We start from the raw sequence: 16,365 nt of genomic DNA on the forward strand, positions 1-16,365 counted from the left end.
CCTGTCAATTGCGAGTATTCCGCCATTATGCTGGCCGAGGGTAGGCTACACCATTACCTCACAGGTAATTGAGTCTATCTCCGCCCGGGTAGAAGCTTTGTAGCGTAGTCAAACACATTGCGAAACCCGATTGAGGTGATCCTATGAAAAACTTAGTCCGTCGATTCAGCGTGAAGCAAATCATCCTGAGCGATGTATTCCTCTCCACGCCCCTGGCGCTGGCTCTCATTCTGGCCGCCGAGCCGATTGCCCAGTGGGCAGGCGGCCCCGGCGCAACCTTCTACCTGGTGGTCGGCATTATAATGCTGCTGTGGTGCGTGGATATGGCCGCCATGGCCATCAATGAACAGTGGCAGGAGCGATACTTGAACCTGATGATTGCTGCCGATGTAACCTGGAGCCTGCTGTCCCTTGGCTTGATGGTGTGGTTTGCGCAGAGCCTGCAGCCCCTGGGCTGGGTGCTGTTCGCCCTGAACGTACTGGTTCCGCTGGACATGGCGTGGATGAAACGGGTTGCTGCGGGTAAACCGCACCAGCCGGCGTTCAGATGATGGCCCTTCCCTGCAATTGAAAATGTGTGGCTGAGCGGCACCCTGCCAGCCACACAAGCGGTCGAAGCTATTGATGGACCGGGGTAAAAATAGCGGGCTACACTTCCTGTACACGGCACTCCCTATCCTGCATGGCCCGATAAAAACTATGAACAGCGCAGCCCCAGAGCAACCCATCACACCGGATCCCGCTGACAACGGGCTATCCAACCAGGAGGCCAGTGCACGCCTGGAGAAATATGGTTACAACCAGCTGCCCACCCCTCCCATGCCGGGTGTGCTGGAGCTTTTTGCGCGGCAATTCCTCAGCCCTTTCATTTACATCCTGCTGATCGCTTCCGTGGTTTCGTTTGCCCTCGGCCAGCCCCCCAGCGGTGTTTTCATCCTGATCGTCCTGCTGATCAATGCGCTTATCGGCACGGTCCAGGAGTTTTCGGCCCAGAAGGCGGCTGCCGCGTTGAAGCAACTGATGAAAGGTACCGCGCATGTACTTCGGGATGGCCAGATCGTAACCGTTGAAGTCGAAGAGATCGTTCCAGGCGATGTTGTTCTGCTTTCCTCCGGCGACAAGGTGCCGGCTGATATTCAATTGCTCAGCGCCAGCAGCCTGGCGGTGGATGAGTCCATGCTGACGGGGGAATCCCTGGCGGTTGCCAAGAATGCCGGCGCGGCAAGCGACGACAGTACGCCGCTCACAGAGCGCGGTAACCAGTGCTTTGCGGGCAGCATCATCACCCATGGGCGGGGACGCGGCCGGGTGATAGCGACCGCCTCTGATACCCAGCTTGGCAAGATCGCCCAGGGAGTCACCGGCAAAACGTCTGCCGAACCGCCCTTGATGATCCGGATCCGAAAGTTCACCTACCAGGTTGCCTTTGGCATTCTGGTGGCCATTGCCGCCCTGGCCGGCCTGATGATCCTGGATGGCGGGTATTCAGTCGAAGACATGGTTCTGATGACCATCGGCCTGGCGGTATCGGTGATTCCCGAGGGTCTGCCTGCCGCACTGACCGTTGCCCTCGCCATCGGCATGACCCGGATGGCAAAGCGCAACGTGATCATCCGCAAGCTTGTGGCTGTGGAAGCCCTGGGGTCCTGCACCCTCATCTGCTCCGACAAGACCGGCACCCTGACCGTCAACGAACTCACTATTCGCAAGGTGATGCTGCCTGATGGTCGCCAGTTCGATGTCACAGGCGAAGGCGTGGCCCCGGGAGGAGAGATCACCGGCCATGCCGGAGCCCAGGTAGGCCCGGACCAGGACACCCTCAGGGAGCTCTGTATCGCAGGCGTCCTCGCCAATGAAAGCCACCTGGACTATAGCGGCGGCGAATGGGTTTCCCAGGGTGATATCGTGGACATCGCCTTCCTGGTCATGGCCAAGAAGCTGGGCATGTCCATCTCTGACCTGCGAACCCGGCAGGAGCAGGTAGCCCTGATCCCCTATGAGTCGGAAAAGGCCTACAGCGGTGTGGTCAACCGGGTCGGCGATCAAACCGTTATCTACGCCAAAGGCAGCCCTGAAAAGATGCTGGCCATGTGCAACCGCATGGCAACCACTGACGGCTCCACAGAAATCGACAAACCAGCCCTCGAAAGCCAGTTCACCGAGCTCGCTTCCCGGGGCTATCGGATTATCGCCCTGGCGAAGAAAACCTCGTCACCCGGCGACCATGAGATGGCCGATATGGTCTTTCTCGGTATGGTCGCCATGATCGACCCGCTCCGTCATGAAGCCTTTGACGCCATCGAAAAGTGCCGCACCGGCGGTATTGAAGTGGCCATGGTCACAGGCGACCATCCTGCTACCGCAAAATCGATCGCCCTGGAACTGGGCCTGTGTGACGCGGACGCAAAGGTTGTTACCGGCCCAATGCTGGACGAAGCCAGCACCAGGGGCCAGGAGGCCGTCGACCAGCTCATTCGCCAGGCCCGGGTATTCGCCCGCATAGAACCTGGCAGGAAAGCCCAGATTGTGGACAGCTTTATGCGAGACGGGCATTTTGTCGCGGTCACCGGGGATGGCGTCAACGATGCACCGGCCATGCGGCAGGCCCATGCGGGAATCGCCATGGGCAAGCGCGGCACGGATGTGGCCAAGGAAACGGCGGACCTGATCGTTACCGATGATAATTTTTCCTCCATTGTCGCCGGCATCGAGCAGGGGCGCGTGGTTTACAACAATATCCGCAAGGTTATCGGGCTGCTGGTTGCCACCGGTTTCTCGGCGATCCTGCTCTTCTTGTTTTGTGTACTGGCCGGTCTGCCAATGCCCATGATCGCGGTACAGTTGCTCTGGCTAAACCTGGTTGCAAACGGCTTCCAGGACGTGGCCCTGGCCTTTGAACCGAAGGAAGGCGGCGAATTGTCAGTAAAGCCGCGCTCACCTCAGGAGCCCGTGTTCGATAAACACATCATTCAGCATGTCCTGGTGGTGGGATCATGGATGGGCCTCGTCGCATTCCTGAATTTCCAGTGGACGCTCGAACAGGGCCAAAGTGTTGAGGAAGCCCGTAACCTGACGCTGATGCTGATGGTGCTTTTCGGCAACATCCACGCGCTGAACAGCCGCTCGGAGCTCCGCTCCCTGTTTAGCATGCCCCTGCTTAGAAACCCTTTCCTGATGCTGGCTGTTCCCCTCGCGCAACTCGCCCACATTGGTGCCATGTATACCCCGGGCCTCTCCGATGTCCTGCAGATTCAGCCGATTTCAATGGAGGAATGGTTGCAGTTGCTCGCGTTCGCCATGAGCCTTCTCGCCGTGGAGGAGTTGCACAAGATGCTGATCAGGAGGCAATCGCAGGCAGGCAATCTGATCGATCACCCGATTTCCGTAGGTTAACTTCCCCTTTCGTGAATCGTGTCAAGGCGGCAATGTGACAGCGACAAGGTAAGCAACGATCACAAAAAGCGGTTTCATCTGTCGAGCCAGTTTCTCGACCTCTGGCCATTCAATCCAGTCTTCCACAGAGCCTTTGGCATCGCGGTCACAATGATCGACCGGAGAGTGACGGGCTAAAATTCAGGCCGCGGGGACAGATCATTCCCACGAAACGGAATACCTGGAGGCGATATCACTTATCCAACCTGACTTCCCTTACCGCAGACTCCCCACAGCACCATCAAAGCAACCACCACCATCGCCACCGAGAGCGATGTCAGGGCGATGGCAATGAGGCCTTCCTGTAGCGCCGAGCCCTCGAAGCCTGCAGCAGCGATCGGCATTATGGATGACCCTGCACCGATAAAGCCGGCAGCCAGCGTGGCCAGCCAGTTGGTGTAGGTACCGAATACCGCAAGACCAAATGCAATTCTTTCGGCCGTGCGGCCCAGCCGAAGCTTGGGCCAGATCACACCCAGCACAATCAGCACCATTCCGTTCATGATGCCCTCAAGGTGGCTCGAAAGCCCCATTCTGGCATTCTCCATTAACGGCAGTAGAAATCCGGTCAACAGCCCCATGAGAAACAAGAGGATGCCAAGTTGGTAAAGTCGGCGCTCGCGGTTGATGCCAGTCGGCAGAGATGCGTTATTCATGAGTTATCCCCCTGATTGTAGTCAGGGAGACCCGCCCCCGACTCGCGTTCCACTCAATTTAGGAATACACTGTGTATATTCAATACGAGAGATTATCCCTCGTTCATGCGCCTGTCAATATTGAGTATACAGCCTGTATGTCGATTAATTCCCCGAAACGTAGCTACCGCAAAACCACTCGGGCAAAACAGGAAGAACAGACCCGGCGACGGATTACCGAAGCGGTCGTTGAGTTACACAGAACGGTCGGGCCAGCGCAGACAACCATTAGTGACATTGCAAACCTGGCGGGTGTCGGCCGCGTAACGGTGTACAAACACTTCCCTGATGACTCTGCGATGTTTCGTGCCTGTAGTGATCACTGGATTGCCGATAATCCTCCGCCAGATTTTGCGCAGGCACTCGCAGAACCGGATGAGCTAAAGCGGGCCGCCTGCGTACTCCGATTACTTTACGACTACTACCGCCGTACCTACGACATGATGGGAAAAGTGATGCGGGACGCGAAGACTATGCCCGCCCTGGCAGATGTGGTTGAAAACGGATGGATGCAGCTGCTGCAAAGCCTTGAGGACGCTTTGGTGCCAGAGGGGAAGCTAGGCGCCAACGCGAAACCTTATCGCGCAACGCTCCGGGTGGCTATGGATATCGATACATGGAGTACAATCTCCGAAATGGGTATTGATGACCGCTCGGCAGCAGAGCTGGTGTGCCAGTGGTTAAAGAAGGCTAGAGCCTGATGACTCCTTTACCCTGTTCGTGCAACCAACGCCTCCAGTCCAAACCCAACATACTTACCCCGCCAATGTAATTATCATCCACCAGGTAATACGCCAGGGTGCGATCACCCCGGTTAAAGTTGTGCATTAGCCGCACCACAAAGTTACGGCGGGTCGGTTTGGAGAGCAGGAAACTAAGGAAAAAAGCGAAAAACCAGCGCCGGCTACGTTTTAGCATCACGTTGAGTCTCCTGCGTCGGGGCCGTCTGCAACGGTCGCCGGGCTGGCCGTTGGCCTTTTCCCGAGAGCCATGTCGTGGTGGCTGGCGACCACCACCTCCCTCGGCCACCATTCGGGGTGGTTGTCGCGGATGAATGCCAGCAACTTCTCACGGACATTCATTTCGGCCTCCCAGCCGGCAAAGGGCTCGGAGGTCATGAGGTAGAAAGAAACCTTCTGGGCAGCCTCGGTCTGCGCAGTGACAAAGCACGAGAGCTTGTGGTGCTCGATGACGTTTTTTTCTGCCTCGGCGAACTCCTTGAATTTGTCCCTCAGGCACTCGATGTCGGCGTTCAGATGAAGCGACAGCTCTATCATCCTGTACATTTTGGCACTCTTGACCGACAAATTCTGGAAGGGCTTCGAGGTGAAGTACTGGACCGGTACAACCAAACGGCGTTCATCCCAGGTTCTCAAACGAATGAACGTATAGAAGATGCCTTCCACATAGCACCATTGATCCTCGAAGACGACCAGGTCACCCATTCGTATGGGCTTGGCGAGCGACACTTGAAATGAAGAGAGAATATTGCCCAGCACTGCCTGACCCGCAATACCCAGCAGAACCGTCAGGATACTGGCCGAGGCCAGGAGGGTCATGCCCAGCGTCTCGAAAAGCGCGATCTGCGAAAGTATGTAGATGGTGACTGCGACAACCGTCACCAGGATGATGCCTCGCCGCACCGCATAGAGCGATGTCAATAACTTGCGTTCATCCCGGGGTTTGGTGTCATCGATTTCTCCCACCAGACGTCGCTTTATGTTCAGCAGGATCACGTCCACGAAACGCAGCGCGATCATACCGATGCCCCAGGCCAGGATGGTGATCAGCAGTATGCGGAAAGACGTCGTCGCCACGGCCGAGAAGGATACCACGTAATTGAGAAGGGCCTGGGCCACGAGCGTCATGACGACTAATGCCATGGGCAGCCTGATCTCGCCAGCGAAGATGCTGGGCGAGCCGGAGGGTAGCCATCGTGCCACCAGTCCGACCAGGCGATGAACAAACCACCCCACGGAACCTACCCCCAGCAGGAAAACTGGAATAGCGATCCACTCCCAGATCTGGAGCGAGCCGAACGTTGACTTGAAACGCTGCGGCACATGCTCTTCCAGCCAGGAGGGGCCGTATTCTTCATAAAGCAGAGGGACGGAGGACAGACTGTCCGGCGTGATCAGCCAGACGGGGTTCTCTTCGCCCACGCGGTATCGGGCCAGACGAATATCATAGGATTGCCCTTCGGCACGGAGTGATGCGAGTTGGAGATTGCGTCGTGGTTGCCCTGCCAGGGGATTTTTCCCCGACGGATCTACAATGGCGGCATCCTGCCGGCCGGACAGGTTGGAGGTATCGATCCACTCGCCACGCCTGAGAACGGCGGCGAGTTGCCTCGCTAACTCGCTACCCTTCTCGCGCTGTTCTGCAGCACTCAGCTTGGAAAGATTGAGAAGGTGCGCCGCCGCCTCAAACTCCTCCTGTTTGGTGAGGTCAAAAAAGCTACGGACCGACTCGCGTGGCGTCTGCCGCTTGACCGCCTCGGGGGGTGCATCAAGCCCCACATTCAACGAATCGATGGAAAACCATCGCATCTCTTTGTCTTCCGTCTGCGCCACGCACAGGCTGGAAAACACGAGAGCAACGACCAGCCACCCTATCGCATATTTTTTCATTCGCGTCCTACCGGCATTGAGGTGCATCCATGGTCTATATCACTATAGAAGAAAGAAAACGCCGGGGAAAAACCGGGACGGTTCTATTTACACGCCTTGCGATAGCCCCCCTGATAGTCAAAGATCCGTTCCTGCACCTGCCAATAATGCTTTTGTTTGCGGGCAATCACAAAATCCGGTGCCGGTAATAAGCCCTGCATCTCAAGCACCTCATCCGCCCTCCTGAACATTTTCGGAGCCTGACCATCGGCGAAACGACGCCCGAACAGTTTGTTAAAGACGTTGCGCTGGCCCGGCTTGTCGAAATCAAACGACTCACTAAGTTCCTCCCCATCCTCACCGTGATAGGTAATCCTCAGTTTGCTGCCGGTCTTGGAGGCCTGGGCACCTAATGTGATCCCGGCGCAACGGATCACCATGGCATCTTTGAGTTTCAGCGCATCTCGTAGCTGATCATCCGGGTCGATGATGGCTTTGTAGCATCGCCCACAGTTACGGGCCGCAATGTCATTCTCGCCACCGCAGTGTGGGCACTCCTTGAAACGAAAACGGTAATCGCACTGTTGCGGACGCCCGTTCTGCAAGGCAGTCCCACCCTCTACCGCAAGCTCCAGCAGCCCCTGACAACGGCGGCCGTAGTGCTCGAGCACTCGGCCGTCACTATCGGTTTTGCCCCAGAAGATATTGGCAAACCCACAGCCCGGGCAGAACACCTGCACCGGCTCACTGTCGGGGTTCGGCTTCGGCTCCCCCACCTCCGGGTGATGCAGGTTCACGTGGTTGCCCGCGTAATCGATCACCAGGCAATCCTGCTTGCCTTTGTCCAAACGAAGTCCACGGCCCACGATCTGCTGATACAGGCTGACCGACTGGGTAGGCCGAAGAATGGCGATAAAGTCCACATGGGGCGCATCGAAGCCCGTGGTGAGCACGGACACGTTCACCAGATACTTCAACTGCCGCTGTTTGAAGCGCCGAATCAGCAGATCCCGATCATGCAGATCGGTCGCGCCGGTCACCAGGGCGGTCTGGTGTTCCGGCAGATAGCGGGTGATCTCCCGGGCATGCTCCACCGTTGCCGCAAAAACCATCACCCCCTTGCGCTCAGCCGCCAGCTCCATCACCTGCTCAATGATGGCACGGGTCACACGCTTATGTTTGCTCAGCAGCTGGTTGACGTCCTTCTCAGCGTATTCACCAAAGCGATCCTGAGGCAGCGCGGAGAAATCGTATTGCGTCACCGCCGCGTTCACCAACTCAGGCCGGGTGAGGTACCCCCGATTGATCATATAGCTCAACGGCAGTTCATAAATGCAGTGCTGAAAAGGCTTCTCCTGTTCACCTCGGACAAAGCCCCGGTAGTGATAGCGATAAATCCAGCCCATGGCCAAGCGATAAGGTGTGGCGGTCAGCCCGAGCACTTTGAGGGAGTCGTTCTGTTGCCGCAGCAGCTCGATGATCCGTTGATACTGGCTGGTTTCTTCACCGCTGACCCGATGGCACTCATCGATGATGACCAACGAGTATTCATCCCTGAACTGATCCGGATTCGCCGATACGGACTGGACGCTGGCGAAAGTCACCTGATGCCGGTTTTCCTTACGCTTCAGCCCGGCGGAGAAGATGCCGCCCGTTAACCCATAACTCTGGTATTTGGCGTGATTCTGCTCCACAAGCTCTTTTACGTGGGTCAGCACCAGAATCTTCCGGCGGGCAAGGCGGGCCAACTCGGCGATGACCAGACTCTTACCCGCACCGGTGGGCAGAACAATAACGGCAGACTCATCGGATTGGCGAAAATGCCTCAGCGTGGCATCCACCGCTTCCTGCTGGTAAGGCCGCAGCGTAAAAGGCGCATTCATTTTGCTGGGCTTAATCGTTCAATGATGCCCGCCCGGCCCATGCGCGTGGCCGTGCGCAATCTCTTCCGTGTCAGCAGCGCGTACTTCAATGACTTCGATATCAAAGGTCAGGGTTTTACCGGCCATCGGATGGTTGGTGTCGACATCGGCAAACTTGTGGCCGACCTTGGCGACGACTACATGGCGCGGCCCCTGCTCGGTTTCCACCTGGGCAATCATGCCCGGCTTCCAGCGTTTGGCACCCATCAAATGCTTAATAGGCACGCGCTGCACGGCATCGGCCTTGCGTGGTCCGTAGGCTTTTTCCGGACTGACGGTGACGGTGAACGTATCGCCGGCCTCGCGACCTTCCAGGGCTTCTTCCAGACCTGGGATAATGCCGCCGTGACCATGCAGGTAGGCGTTCGGCTCGCCGCCCCGGGAATTTTCGACAACGTTGCCTTGGTCATCACTGACACTGTAGTGAAACAAGACCACCTGATTCTTTTCGATTGGCATAGAGTTCTCTGCGACGGTTCAAAGTTCGTCATTATAACCAGCAGTGGCGCCAGAAACGATGGTTAGCACCGGCGCTCAACGGCCGGCTCAATAAGATAGAGCAGTATGCCGAGTTGATAAGCACAACTTCCTGAGCTTAGATTAAAGGATCATCCGGAATTCCGTATGAAACATCGTATTCGAAGGAGAAATCTATGAAAAAGCTACATTCACTCGCCTTTTATGCCTTGATCACACCGGCCATAGCCCTGGGTTCGGCTGCTTTGCTCGCCCAAGAAGGCGGCAATGGGGATAAGGATCTGGGAGAGCAGGATATGGACCAACATGCTGAACCCGAGGATCAGAACTCTGAGCTACACGATGAGTCCACCAAGTCCAAATACAATACAGATGACGCAACTGGCACAAATGACCCGGAAACGAAAGACCAGTCTGGCAAGCAGAAAAAGGATGATCGGGAGTCTACTTCGGATAATGATATGGACGAGTAACCCTATCGGACCTGAGCTCAATACCCCTCGTGATGTAAGCATGGGTGTGTCGAATTGACCAATCCGGCAGTTCGATGATGTCACCCGCCACACCGCCTTCATACACCTTCTGCTATACTGCCGGCCAGCCCGCCTACCCCGCCCAGTGAGCCGTCATGCAACCGTCCACCAAGCTCTACACCGACCTCTCCGGTTATTACGACCTGATGTGTGCCGACATCGACTACCCGGAACAAAGCAGCGGCGTGCGCAGGCTTAACCAGTTGTTCGGAAACGGCGGTCACAGTCACCTGGACCTGGCCTGTGGAACCGGCCCCCACATTCGGCATTTCCTCGACTTTGGCTACCAAAGCCAGGGCCTGGACATCAATCAGCCTATGCTGGATAAAGCGAAAGTGCGCTGCCCTGAAGCCGAGTTCACCCTGGGTGACATTGGCAGTTTTGCCTTTGACCAGCCTTTCGATCTGATCACCTGCTTTCTGTATTCGATTCACTACAGCAGTGACATCGACCGCCTGAAATCCTGCATCACCAGCGTACACGATGCCCTGCAGGCCAATGGCGTTTTCTGCTTCAATGCAGTGGACAAGAACAAGATCAACAACAACCTGTTTGTAACCCATACCGCAGAGCACCAGGGCGGTGCTTTCACATTCAGTTCGGGCTGGCACTACCGCGGCTATGGTGAGCAACAGTCACTCAAGCTGCGGATCAAAAAAACCACGCAAAATGTCAGCGAGACCTGGAAGGACGAGCATCCCATGGTGGCGTTGGGTTTCGAAGAGCTTGCAAAGTTGCTGGAACCCTTTTTCGAGGTTCATATATTCGAGCACGACTACGGCAAGATAGAGCCTTGGGACGGGCAGTCCGGGAACGCCCTGTTTGTCTGCGTAAAGAGCTAGAGTAATGTTGCCTTGTTTATAGGCTCATACCAACGCAAAGCGCCGGCGCGGCATCGTTGTAGGTTCACAGGAAGTGTAGTTGAGGTTATCGCTATATGCTGATCCGGGAAAGCCGGGAATTTTCCGGTTTCCACCGCAGTTTTCAATAAAACCATAACAACAGGCAAGCAACCCCGAAAAGAAGCGCGGCAAAATGGATAGCCAGGTTTTTCCGGATAGTTGGGGCGGGCTTTCTGGAGAAACTGAAGTAATCCTCACCAAACAGCCCCACACCGCAGCCCTCACAGTAGTTTCTCGAGTAAGAAACCCTCAGTGCAGACGGCTCGAACTTTTTCCGACAACTGTAACAACCAGGCTTAATCATTTCGGGCTCCGGGCAAAACGATGTTTGAACAAAAATACTGAGATTTTCTCACGGACCAGGTAACGCCCCATGAGCATGGCCGGCTTAATATTACCATTCAGACGATAGATTTGACTGGTCTCCGCTAGGTCTCAAATTCTAAAAATAAATATCTGATGCAATGTCAGCAGGCGTTGATCGACTGCTGGCGCATGTCTCACCCGCCGGAGCCGGAAACGGGCACAATCGCCCCGGGCCGTCAGGTTGACCGCACCCAACCAGACCGCGCAGACTTGGCCTGTCACCCTTACATAGTGAACGCACACCCAATGGCAACAAACGTAAAAACCCGGATCCTGTTTCATTCCAGACGGCTCAGCATATACCTGGTTCGATATCCCCAGGGCCATAAGGTAGTGCCCCATGTGGACATGGTTTCAGAAGGCTGGCTCTACAAACTGAACTGCGTTCTGGTCAAACCCGCAGCCGGTGGCGAGTTCACTTGTGAGAAGAATATTTTCAACCTGTTCGGGCGGGTCTACCTGTTTCGCCCGGATCTTTATCAGCACCGGGTATCAAAGATCGAGCGTGGTAACCGCTGGCTGCTCAGTTTTGCGATTACAGGCTGAGAGCAAACCATCAGGAAGCAACAGGACACCTGATTAGATAAAACCATGGAAGGTGAGTGAGCCTTTCTGATTCAATTCGCTTCCCCCTTGCGTAACGCCCTTCTCTTGATATGGTTATAAATAACGTCTTGCCACACGACTGGAGGTAAGTTTTGGATAAATCTGAGCGCTGGTCGCAGAAGGTGACAGAATCCAGTGATGCCCTGAACCTTGAGCACGGCGTATTCGCTCTGGAAGATCCCCGGGAAATCGCCCGCTCTCTGAAGAAGTCTGCCGAGGAGAGCAAGCGTCGCAAATCAGACCCTTATCGGTCAGCCATGTCGATGCTGACGTTTTACATCAATCGGGCGGGAAAACAACTCTCCACGGAGCAAAGAGAACGCCTTGAGGCTGCAAAGGATGAGCTGCGCGACCTTTTCGGCAAGCCCCGCAAGTAAGTCCTGTCCGAATCGAGCAAATATAGCCCGCACCTTCCAGGGCAGACTGACCGGAGGACCTCACCCCTTGGAAACCGCAGATATCTTCCTGGCGCTGCTCTTCGGCTGCGCCGGTTTCGGGTACGTCATGGACAGCGTGGTTTTGCTATTGATTATCCCTTACAACGCAGCGTCCAGTTCATCGATCGCTTTTCTTAGCGCAATCTCAGCCTCGGAATGTTTACCCTGATTGTGCAGCGATTCACCCCGATCCCGGAGCTCTTTAACCTTGGCCTCAGCCTTAATGTCCAGTTGCGCTGACTGCAGTTGATGATCGATCTGTTTAACCAGGCTCGGGCACTGGCCACTAAGGGCATTGCCCGCAAAGAAAACCGTGAATAACACAACCGCAAGATACCGCATGTCAGTTCCTCCTTTTTAACAGGACCCTATTGAGTATAGACAATCGGGGGGCAATGGGCCGCGCAGACGGCTCAAACTTATTCCGGGAACTGTAACAACCAGGCCTTGTCACTATGGGCTCCGTGCAAAACAACTGCGCATCATGTTTTCATGCATCACATACTTTAAGATTATACTCACGGACCAAGCCAGCCCCATCCTACTATTGAACTCCAAGCCCCGGGCCTATGACTGTGAGCAGCCTCCATCGAAGTGAAAAAAGCCAGGCCAAGCCTGTTCGCAAAGGCCTGCACCCGAGGAATCTACACAACCAGGGCTACGACTTCCCGGCTCTCGTAAAAAGCCACCCGGCACTAGCGCCCCATGTGAAACCGAACGCCCATGGCGACCTTTCCATCGATTTCGCAGACCCATTGGCAGTAAGAGTTCTCAACGCCGCATTATTAACCCGGTACTACAACATCGTCGATTGGGATATTCCAGAGGGCGCGCTTTGCCCTCCAATCCCGGGAAGAGCCGACTATATCCATTACATGGCAGACTTGCTGGGGCCTGAACAGCCCAGCATCAGGCTGCTCGATATTGGCACTGGCGCAAATGGAATCTACCCGCTACTGGCCTGCCAGATTTACGGCTGGCAGTGTGTCGGTAGTGACATTAACACCCAGTCGCTTGAGAACGTCGCCACCATTATCGCCAACAACCCCACCCTCAAAGAACGCTTCACGCTGCGCACGCAGCCAGACAAAAACCACATGTTTGAAGGGATCATTCAAGCCGGGGAGTTCTTTGACGTCAGCGTATGCAACCCACCCTTCCATGCCTCGCCCGAAGAAGCACTTAAAGGTAGCCAGCTTAAACGCAATAACCTTGCTCGTAGCCGCGGTGAACAGAAAGCAAAAACCGAATCCCCCACTCTCAACTTTGGCGGGCTGGGAGCAGAGCTTTGGTGTAAAGGGGGCGAACAGCTGTTTCTGAAAAAGCTGATAAGAGAAAGCCAGGTGTATTCAACTCAATGCCGCTGGTTCACCAGCCTGGTTTCAAAAGCCGACAATGTTAAACCTGCAAAGAAGTTGATTCGCAAGCTCGGTGCCGTTGATATTCGGGAAATAGAGATGAAGCAGGGAAACAAGATTACCAGGGTATTGGCCTGGACATTCCTCTGAGCCGCTACCGAGGTGGCGCATGATTATGAGAAGGGAGCTACACGATGCCGGAACTGAACGACGCCATGATAAGCAACCATTCCTTCTGGCAATACAAATATGGCGATTATTCCGCCAACACCGCCCTTCCTCACGGTTCCTATGAAACCGACGTATTGGTTATTGGAGCTGGATACACAGGCCTGACCTGCGCAAGAGAAATCCGTAAAGACGACAAAACAAAGCGCGTTATGGTGCTCGATGCCAACGAAATAGGCTTTGGCGCATCCGGCCGCAATGGCGGCTTTAACATGACTCTGTTTGGCGTTGAGCCAGAAGTGACTCAGCTGCGCTGGAGAAAAGAAAAACCCGCGAAGCCCAGGCCTATATGCAAAAGACTAATAGCCGACCTCGTTCTCGGGAAAGACACAAGCCTCACCAAATTCTGGGTCGTGAACCGTAAGGCGATTCCCATGCCTCCGGGAAACATCCTGCGTTTTGCAGGCGTTAAATTGATTGAAGGCATCTTGACCGCGGTTGACCGTTATGAAGAAAGCGGATCAAGAACAATCAAGCCCCGCAAGTAAGCCCTTGCTTGCCCTCGCTCTCCAACAGGATCACGGCCGAGAGAACATGTAATGCGATAGCCAGACTCATATAGTGATTCCCGGATGAGAAATGTGTGTGATGCAGTTGTTAATTACGCCAGGTCATCCAATATTTCCTGCACATGCTCGGCCGGTTTGACCTTGCCGTAATGGCGCAGAATCACACCCTGTTCATCAATCAGGAACGACTCCCGGTTCACGGACATCACCTGTTTACCGTACATGTTTTTCTGTTTGAGCACTTCGTACTGGTTGACCACCACTTCTTCGGGGTCCGCCAGAATCGGGAAGTTCAACGACTCTTTCCGGGCGAACTTCTCGTGTGAGCGAACCGTGTCCCGGCTCACACCCAGCACCTGCACGCCATGACTGCGGAGTTCGTCCAGCCGGTCCCGGAATTGCTGAGCCTCGATGGTACAGCCGGGCGTGTCGTCACGTGGGTAAAAGTAGAGCAGGACTTTCTGTCCCTGATAATCCGACAGAGAGTGTTTTTTACCTTCCTGGTCTTCCAGCGTGAAATCGGGTGCGCTTTTGCCTTCCCAGCTCATAGGGTGTTCCTCCTTACAAAATCCAAGGCTAACGATATACGAATCCGGTACAAGTTAAGAGTAAAATCTGCCTGGAGGTCCTACCCCGAAAATACCGGATGCTATCCTGCAGTTTCATCAGCTCTCAGAGGCACCCATGGCAAAGCCAAAACGAATCTACCTCGCCGGCCCGGAAGTCTTCTTTCCGGCTGAAGACCACCAGACCATCGTCGCCGAGAAAAAACGCCTGCTCCGGGAATACGGATTTGAGGGTGTGGACCCACTGGACACGGAGCTCGTAGTTTCAGACGACGAAGCAAAACCGGCGCGCGGTCAGCAAATCTACCAGGCCAACCGCGAACTGATGGACAGCTGCAATGCCATCATCGCCAACCTGACTCCCTTTCGAAGCATCAGCGCGGACCCGGGTACCGTCTTTGAGGTGGGCTACATGATCGGACAGGGCAAGCCCGCCTTCGGATTTACCATGGACAGCCGTTGCTACCGGGAACGGGCGGGCTCAAGCAGCCTGGACGAACTGGGCCACACCATTGAGGATTTTGAGATGAGTGACAACCTGATGATCGAAGGCGGAATCAGCGATTCCGGTGGTCAGCTGTTCGTGGCAGAGCAGCCAGGCGAACACCGGTTCTTCTCGGCGGAGCTGTTCCGCCGCTGTGTGCGAGCGTTGGCCCATGCCTGAACAAACCCCACTACAAACCCTGTTCGACACCCTCCCCCAAACCGGCCGGGTGGAATGGATCGGCATCCGCCCCGCCCGTGGTGAGGCCATGGAAGCACTCGATAGCGTAGCGATCACACCCGGAAAAGGCCTGGAAGGAGACCGATTCAAGGGCCGCGAAGCCAGCAAGCGGCAAGTGACCCTGATCCAGAAAGAGCACCTGCACGCCATCGCCTCCTGCCTGCAGCGGGAGGCCATCGCACCCGAGGTTTTCCGGCGAAACATTGTGGTGTCTGGCCTGAATTTGCTGGCTCTGAAAGGCAAGCGATTCCGAATCGGAAATGTGGAGCTGGAATACACAGGCCTTTGCCACCCCTGCAGCAAAATGGAAACGTCGCTTGGACCGGGCGGTTACAACGCCATGCGCGGGCATGGGGGTATTACAACGCGGGTGGTTGAAGGGGGTGCGGTGGCGCTTGGTGACGAGGTTCAGGCCTGCCTGGGCACCAGGCAGACTGGAAAATAAATCTGTCCCGGTTTTCTCGCAGTTATTTCAAATCAGACATTATCAACGTCGATACCAACGGGTATGTAGGCCCCACGAGAAGCAGGCTTGATGAATTCAACATAGCTTCCAGAAAACCTCTCTGCTTTTCTGTTGAGGGTGCGAGCAAACTGAAAGAACGAATCGCTCTTGCTTTCTACCAAGCTCCGAACCCGCTCCAAGCGAAAATACGGCACTTCGTCTGCAACGATTTTCATCGTGTCGAAGGTGCTACTGGAGAGATCATGCTGCATGGCTTCAACAACAGAAATCAGCGAATCGATTTCTCTAAAAATAGAGTAAGTATTCATAACAGATCCTCTGTTTTTAATTTAAACATATATATAAACTAGACATGACATAGGATTTTTGTTTAATTTAAGCGTCAAATCACAATTGAGCGATATTAAAACATTTAAAAATAGGGCACTCATACTAATTTATATGAATTGTTTGTTAAATTAAATTAAATATTAAAAACAGGGTCTTGCAACCTTGAATTGCAAAATATTACTTGCAAGTAAAGTTGACACGCCTC

The 16,365-nt window shown here is 54.9% G+C and carries 19 protein-coding genes; 11 read left to right on the forward strand and 8 right to left on the reverse strand.

The annotated features are described in order from the left end of the window. Window positions 1–143: 143 nt before the first annotated feature. Window positions 144–551, forward strand: coding sequence for a hypothetical protein (locus tag FDP08_RS07630; protein ID WP_137435390.1), 408 nt, complete (start codon window positions 144–146; stop codon window positions 549–551). A 148-nt stretch (window positions 552–699) separates the two neighbouring features. Further along, entirely contained in the window at window positions 700–3,393 is a 2,694-nt protein-coding gene (locus FDP08_RS07635) for a cation-translocating P-type ATPase (protein ID WP_137435391.1), read from the forward strand. Between the two features lie 236 nt (window positions 3,394–3,629). Here FDP08_RS07635 and FDP08_RS07640 read toward each other — a convergent pair whose 3' ends face one another. Further along, the gene (locus FDP08_RS07640) at window positions 3,630–4,088 is read right to left on the reverse strand and encodes a styrene oxide isomerase (RefSeq protein ID WP_137435392.1); all 459 of its coding nucleotides are present in this window, start codon (window positions 4,086–4,088) and stop codon (window positions 3,630–3,632) included. 137 nt (window positions 4,089–4,225) lie between these two features. Between FDP08_RS07640 and FDP08_RS07645 the strand changes: the two genes are divergently transcribed. Beyond that, window positions 4,226–4,828 carry a TetR/AcrR family transcriptional regulator gene (locus tag FDP08_RS07645; RefSeq protein WP_137435393.1) on the forward strand — a complete coding sequence of 201 codons (603 nt, stop codon included), beginning with the start codon at window positions 4,226–4,228 and terminating at the stop codon, window positions 4,826–4,828. Here FDP08_RS07645 and FDP08_RS07650 read toward each other — a convergent pair. The 4 genes from FDP08_RS07650 to FDP08_RS07665 form a co-directional block, all read right to left on the reverse strand. Beyond that, window positions 4,818–5,048, reverse strand: a complete 231-nt coding sequence (locus tag FDP08_RS07650) for a hypothetical protein (RefSeq protein ID WP_228263258.1) — start codon at window positions 5,046–5,048, stop codon at window positions 4,818–4,820. The two genes, FDP08_RS07645 and FDP08_RS07650, sit on opposite strands and share 11 nt — an antisense overlap. Then, window positions 5,045–6,757, reverse strand: a complete 1,713-nt coding sequence (locus FDP08_RS07655) for a mechanosensitive ion channel family protein (protein WP_137435394.1) — start codon at window positions 6,755–6,757, stop codon at window positions 5,045–5,047. Before FDP08_RS07655 ends, FDP08_RS07650 begins: the two co-directional genes overlap by 4 nt. Window positions 6,758–6,840: 83 nt before the next feature. Further along, window positions 6,841–8,619 carry a DNA repair helicase RadD gene (gene radD / locus FDP08_RS07660; RefSeq protein ID WP_137435395.1) on the reverse strand — a complete coding sequence of 593 codons (1,779 nt, stop codon included), beginning with the start codon at window positions 8,617–8,619 and terminating at the stop codon, window positions 6,841–6,843. An 18-nt stretch (window positions 8,620–8,637) separates the two neighbouring features. Beyond that, on the reverse strand, window positions 8,638–9,117 hold the full coding sequence (locus tag FDP08_RS07665; protein ID WP_137435396.1) for an FKBP-type peptidyl-prolyl cis-trans isomerase: 480 nt from the start codon (window positions 9,115–9,117) through the stop codon (window positions 8,638–8,640). A 194-nt stretch (window positions 9,118–9,311) separates the two neighbouring features. Here FDP08_RS07665 and FDP08_RS07670 point away from each other — a divergent pair, with 194 nt between their 5' ends. From FDP08_RS07670 to FDP08_RS07690, 4 genes are all read left to right on the forward strand, one after another. Next, window positions 9,312–9,608: a hypothetical protein gene (locus tag FDP08_RS07670; RefSeq protein ID WP_137435397.1), complete on the forward strand. Its 297-nt coding sequence runs from the start codon at window positions 9,312–9,314 to the stop codon at window positions 9,606–9,608. A gap of 155 nt (window positions 9,609–9,763) precedes the next feature. Then, window positions 9,764–10,510: a class I SAM-dependent DNA methyltransferase gene (locus tag FDP08_RS07675; RefSeq protein WP_137435398.1), complete on the forward strand. Its 747-nt coding sequence runs from the start codon at window positions 9,764–9,766 to the stop codon at window positions 10,508–10,510. Window positions 10,511–11,182: 672 nt separating this feature from the next. Continuing rightward, window positions 11,183–11,482 (forward strand): 2OG-Fe(II) oxygenase, encoded by a 300-nt coding sequence (locus FDP08_RS07685; RefSeq protein ID WP_137435400.1) that lies wholly within the window; start codon window positions 11,183–11,185, stop codon window positions 11,480–11,482. A gap of 152 nt (window positions 11,483–11,634) precedes the next feature. Further along, window positions 11,635–11,919, forward strand: a complete 285-nt coding sequence (locus FDP08_RS07690; protein WP_137435401.1) for a DUF3175 domain-containing protein — start codon at window positions 11,635–11,637, stop codon at window positions 11,917–11,919. 159 nt (window positions 11,920–12,078) lie between these two features. Here the strand turns inward: FDP08_RS07690 and FDP08_RS07695 are convergent, their stop codons facing one another. Continuing rightward, window positions 12,079–12,321 (reverse strand): hypothetical protein, encoded by a 243-nt coding sequence (locus FDP08_RS07695; RefSeq protein ID WP_137435402.1) that lies wholly within the window; start codon window positions 12,319–12,321, stop codon window positions 12,079–12,081. A 233-nt stretch (window positions 12,322–12,554) separates the two neighbouring features. On the opposite strand from FDP08_RS07695, the gene rlmF reads away from it, so the two are divergent. Both rlmF and FDP08_RS20580 read left to right on the forward strand, forming a co-directional pair. Then, entirely contained in the window at window positions 12,555–13,487 is a 933-nt protein-coding gene (rlmF, locus tag FDP08_RS07700; protein WP_137435403.1) for a 23S rRNA (adenine(1618)-N(6))-methyltransferase RlmF, read from the forward strand. 44 nt (window positions 13,488–13,531) lie between these two features. Then, on the forward strand, window positions 13,532–14,053 hold the full coding sequence (locus FDP08_RS20580) for an FAD-dependent oxidoreductase (protein ID WP_137435404.1): 522 nt from the start codon (window positions 13,532–13,534) through the stop codon (window positions 14,051–14,053). Window positions 14,054–14,166: 113 nt separating this feature from the next. On the opposite strand, the gene bcp is transcribed toward FDP08_RS20580, so the two are convergent. Further along, the gene (gene bcp / locus FDP08_RS07710) at window positions 14,167–14,622 is read right to left on the reverse strand and encodes a thioredoxin-dependent thiol peroxidase (RefSeq protein ID WP_137435405.1); all 456 of its coding nucleotides are present in this window, start codon (window positions 14,620–14,622) and stop codon (window positions 14,167–14,169) included. Window positions 14,623–14,758: 136 nt separating this feature from the next. Here bcp and FDP08_RS07715 point away from each other — a divergent pair, with 136 nt between their 5' ends. Continuing rightward, entirely contained in the window at window positions 14,759–15,304 is a 546-nt protein-coding gene (locus FDP08_RS07715) for a nucleoside 2-deoxyribosyltransferase (RefSeq protein WP_137435406.1), read from the forward strand. Continuing rightward, window positions 15,297–15,809: an MOSC domain-containing protein gene (locus FDP08_RS07720; protein WP_137435407.1), complete on the forward strand. Its 513-nt coding sequence runs from the start codon at window positions 15,297–15,299 to the stop codon at window positions 15,807–15,809. Before FDP08_RS07715 ends, FDP08_RS07720 begins: the two co-directional genes overlap by 8 nt. A 32-nt stretch (window positions 15,810–15,841) precedes the next feature. Here FDP08_RS07720 and FDP08_RS07725 read toward each other — a convergent pair whose 3' ends face one another. Continuing rightward, a complete protein-coding gene (locus FDP08_RS07725; RefSeq protein ID WP_137435408.1) occupies window positions 15,842–16,138 on the reverse strand; it encodes a hypothetical protein in 297 nt (98 codons plus the stop codon). Window positions 16,139–16,365 lie beyond the last annotated feature (227 nt).

This window comes from Marinobacter panjinensis (assembly GCF_005298175.1).
Lineage (GTDB): Bacteria > Pseudomonadota > Gammaproteobacteria > Pseudomonadales > Oleiphilaceae > Marinobacter > Marinobacter panjinensis.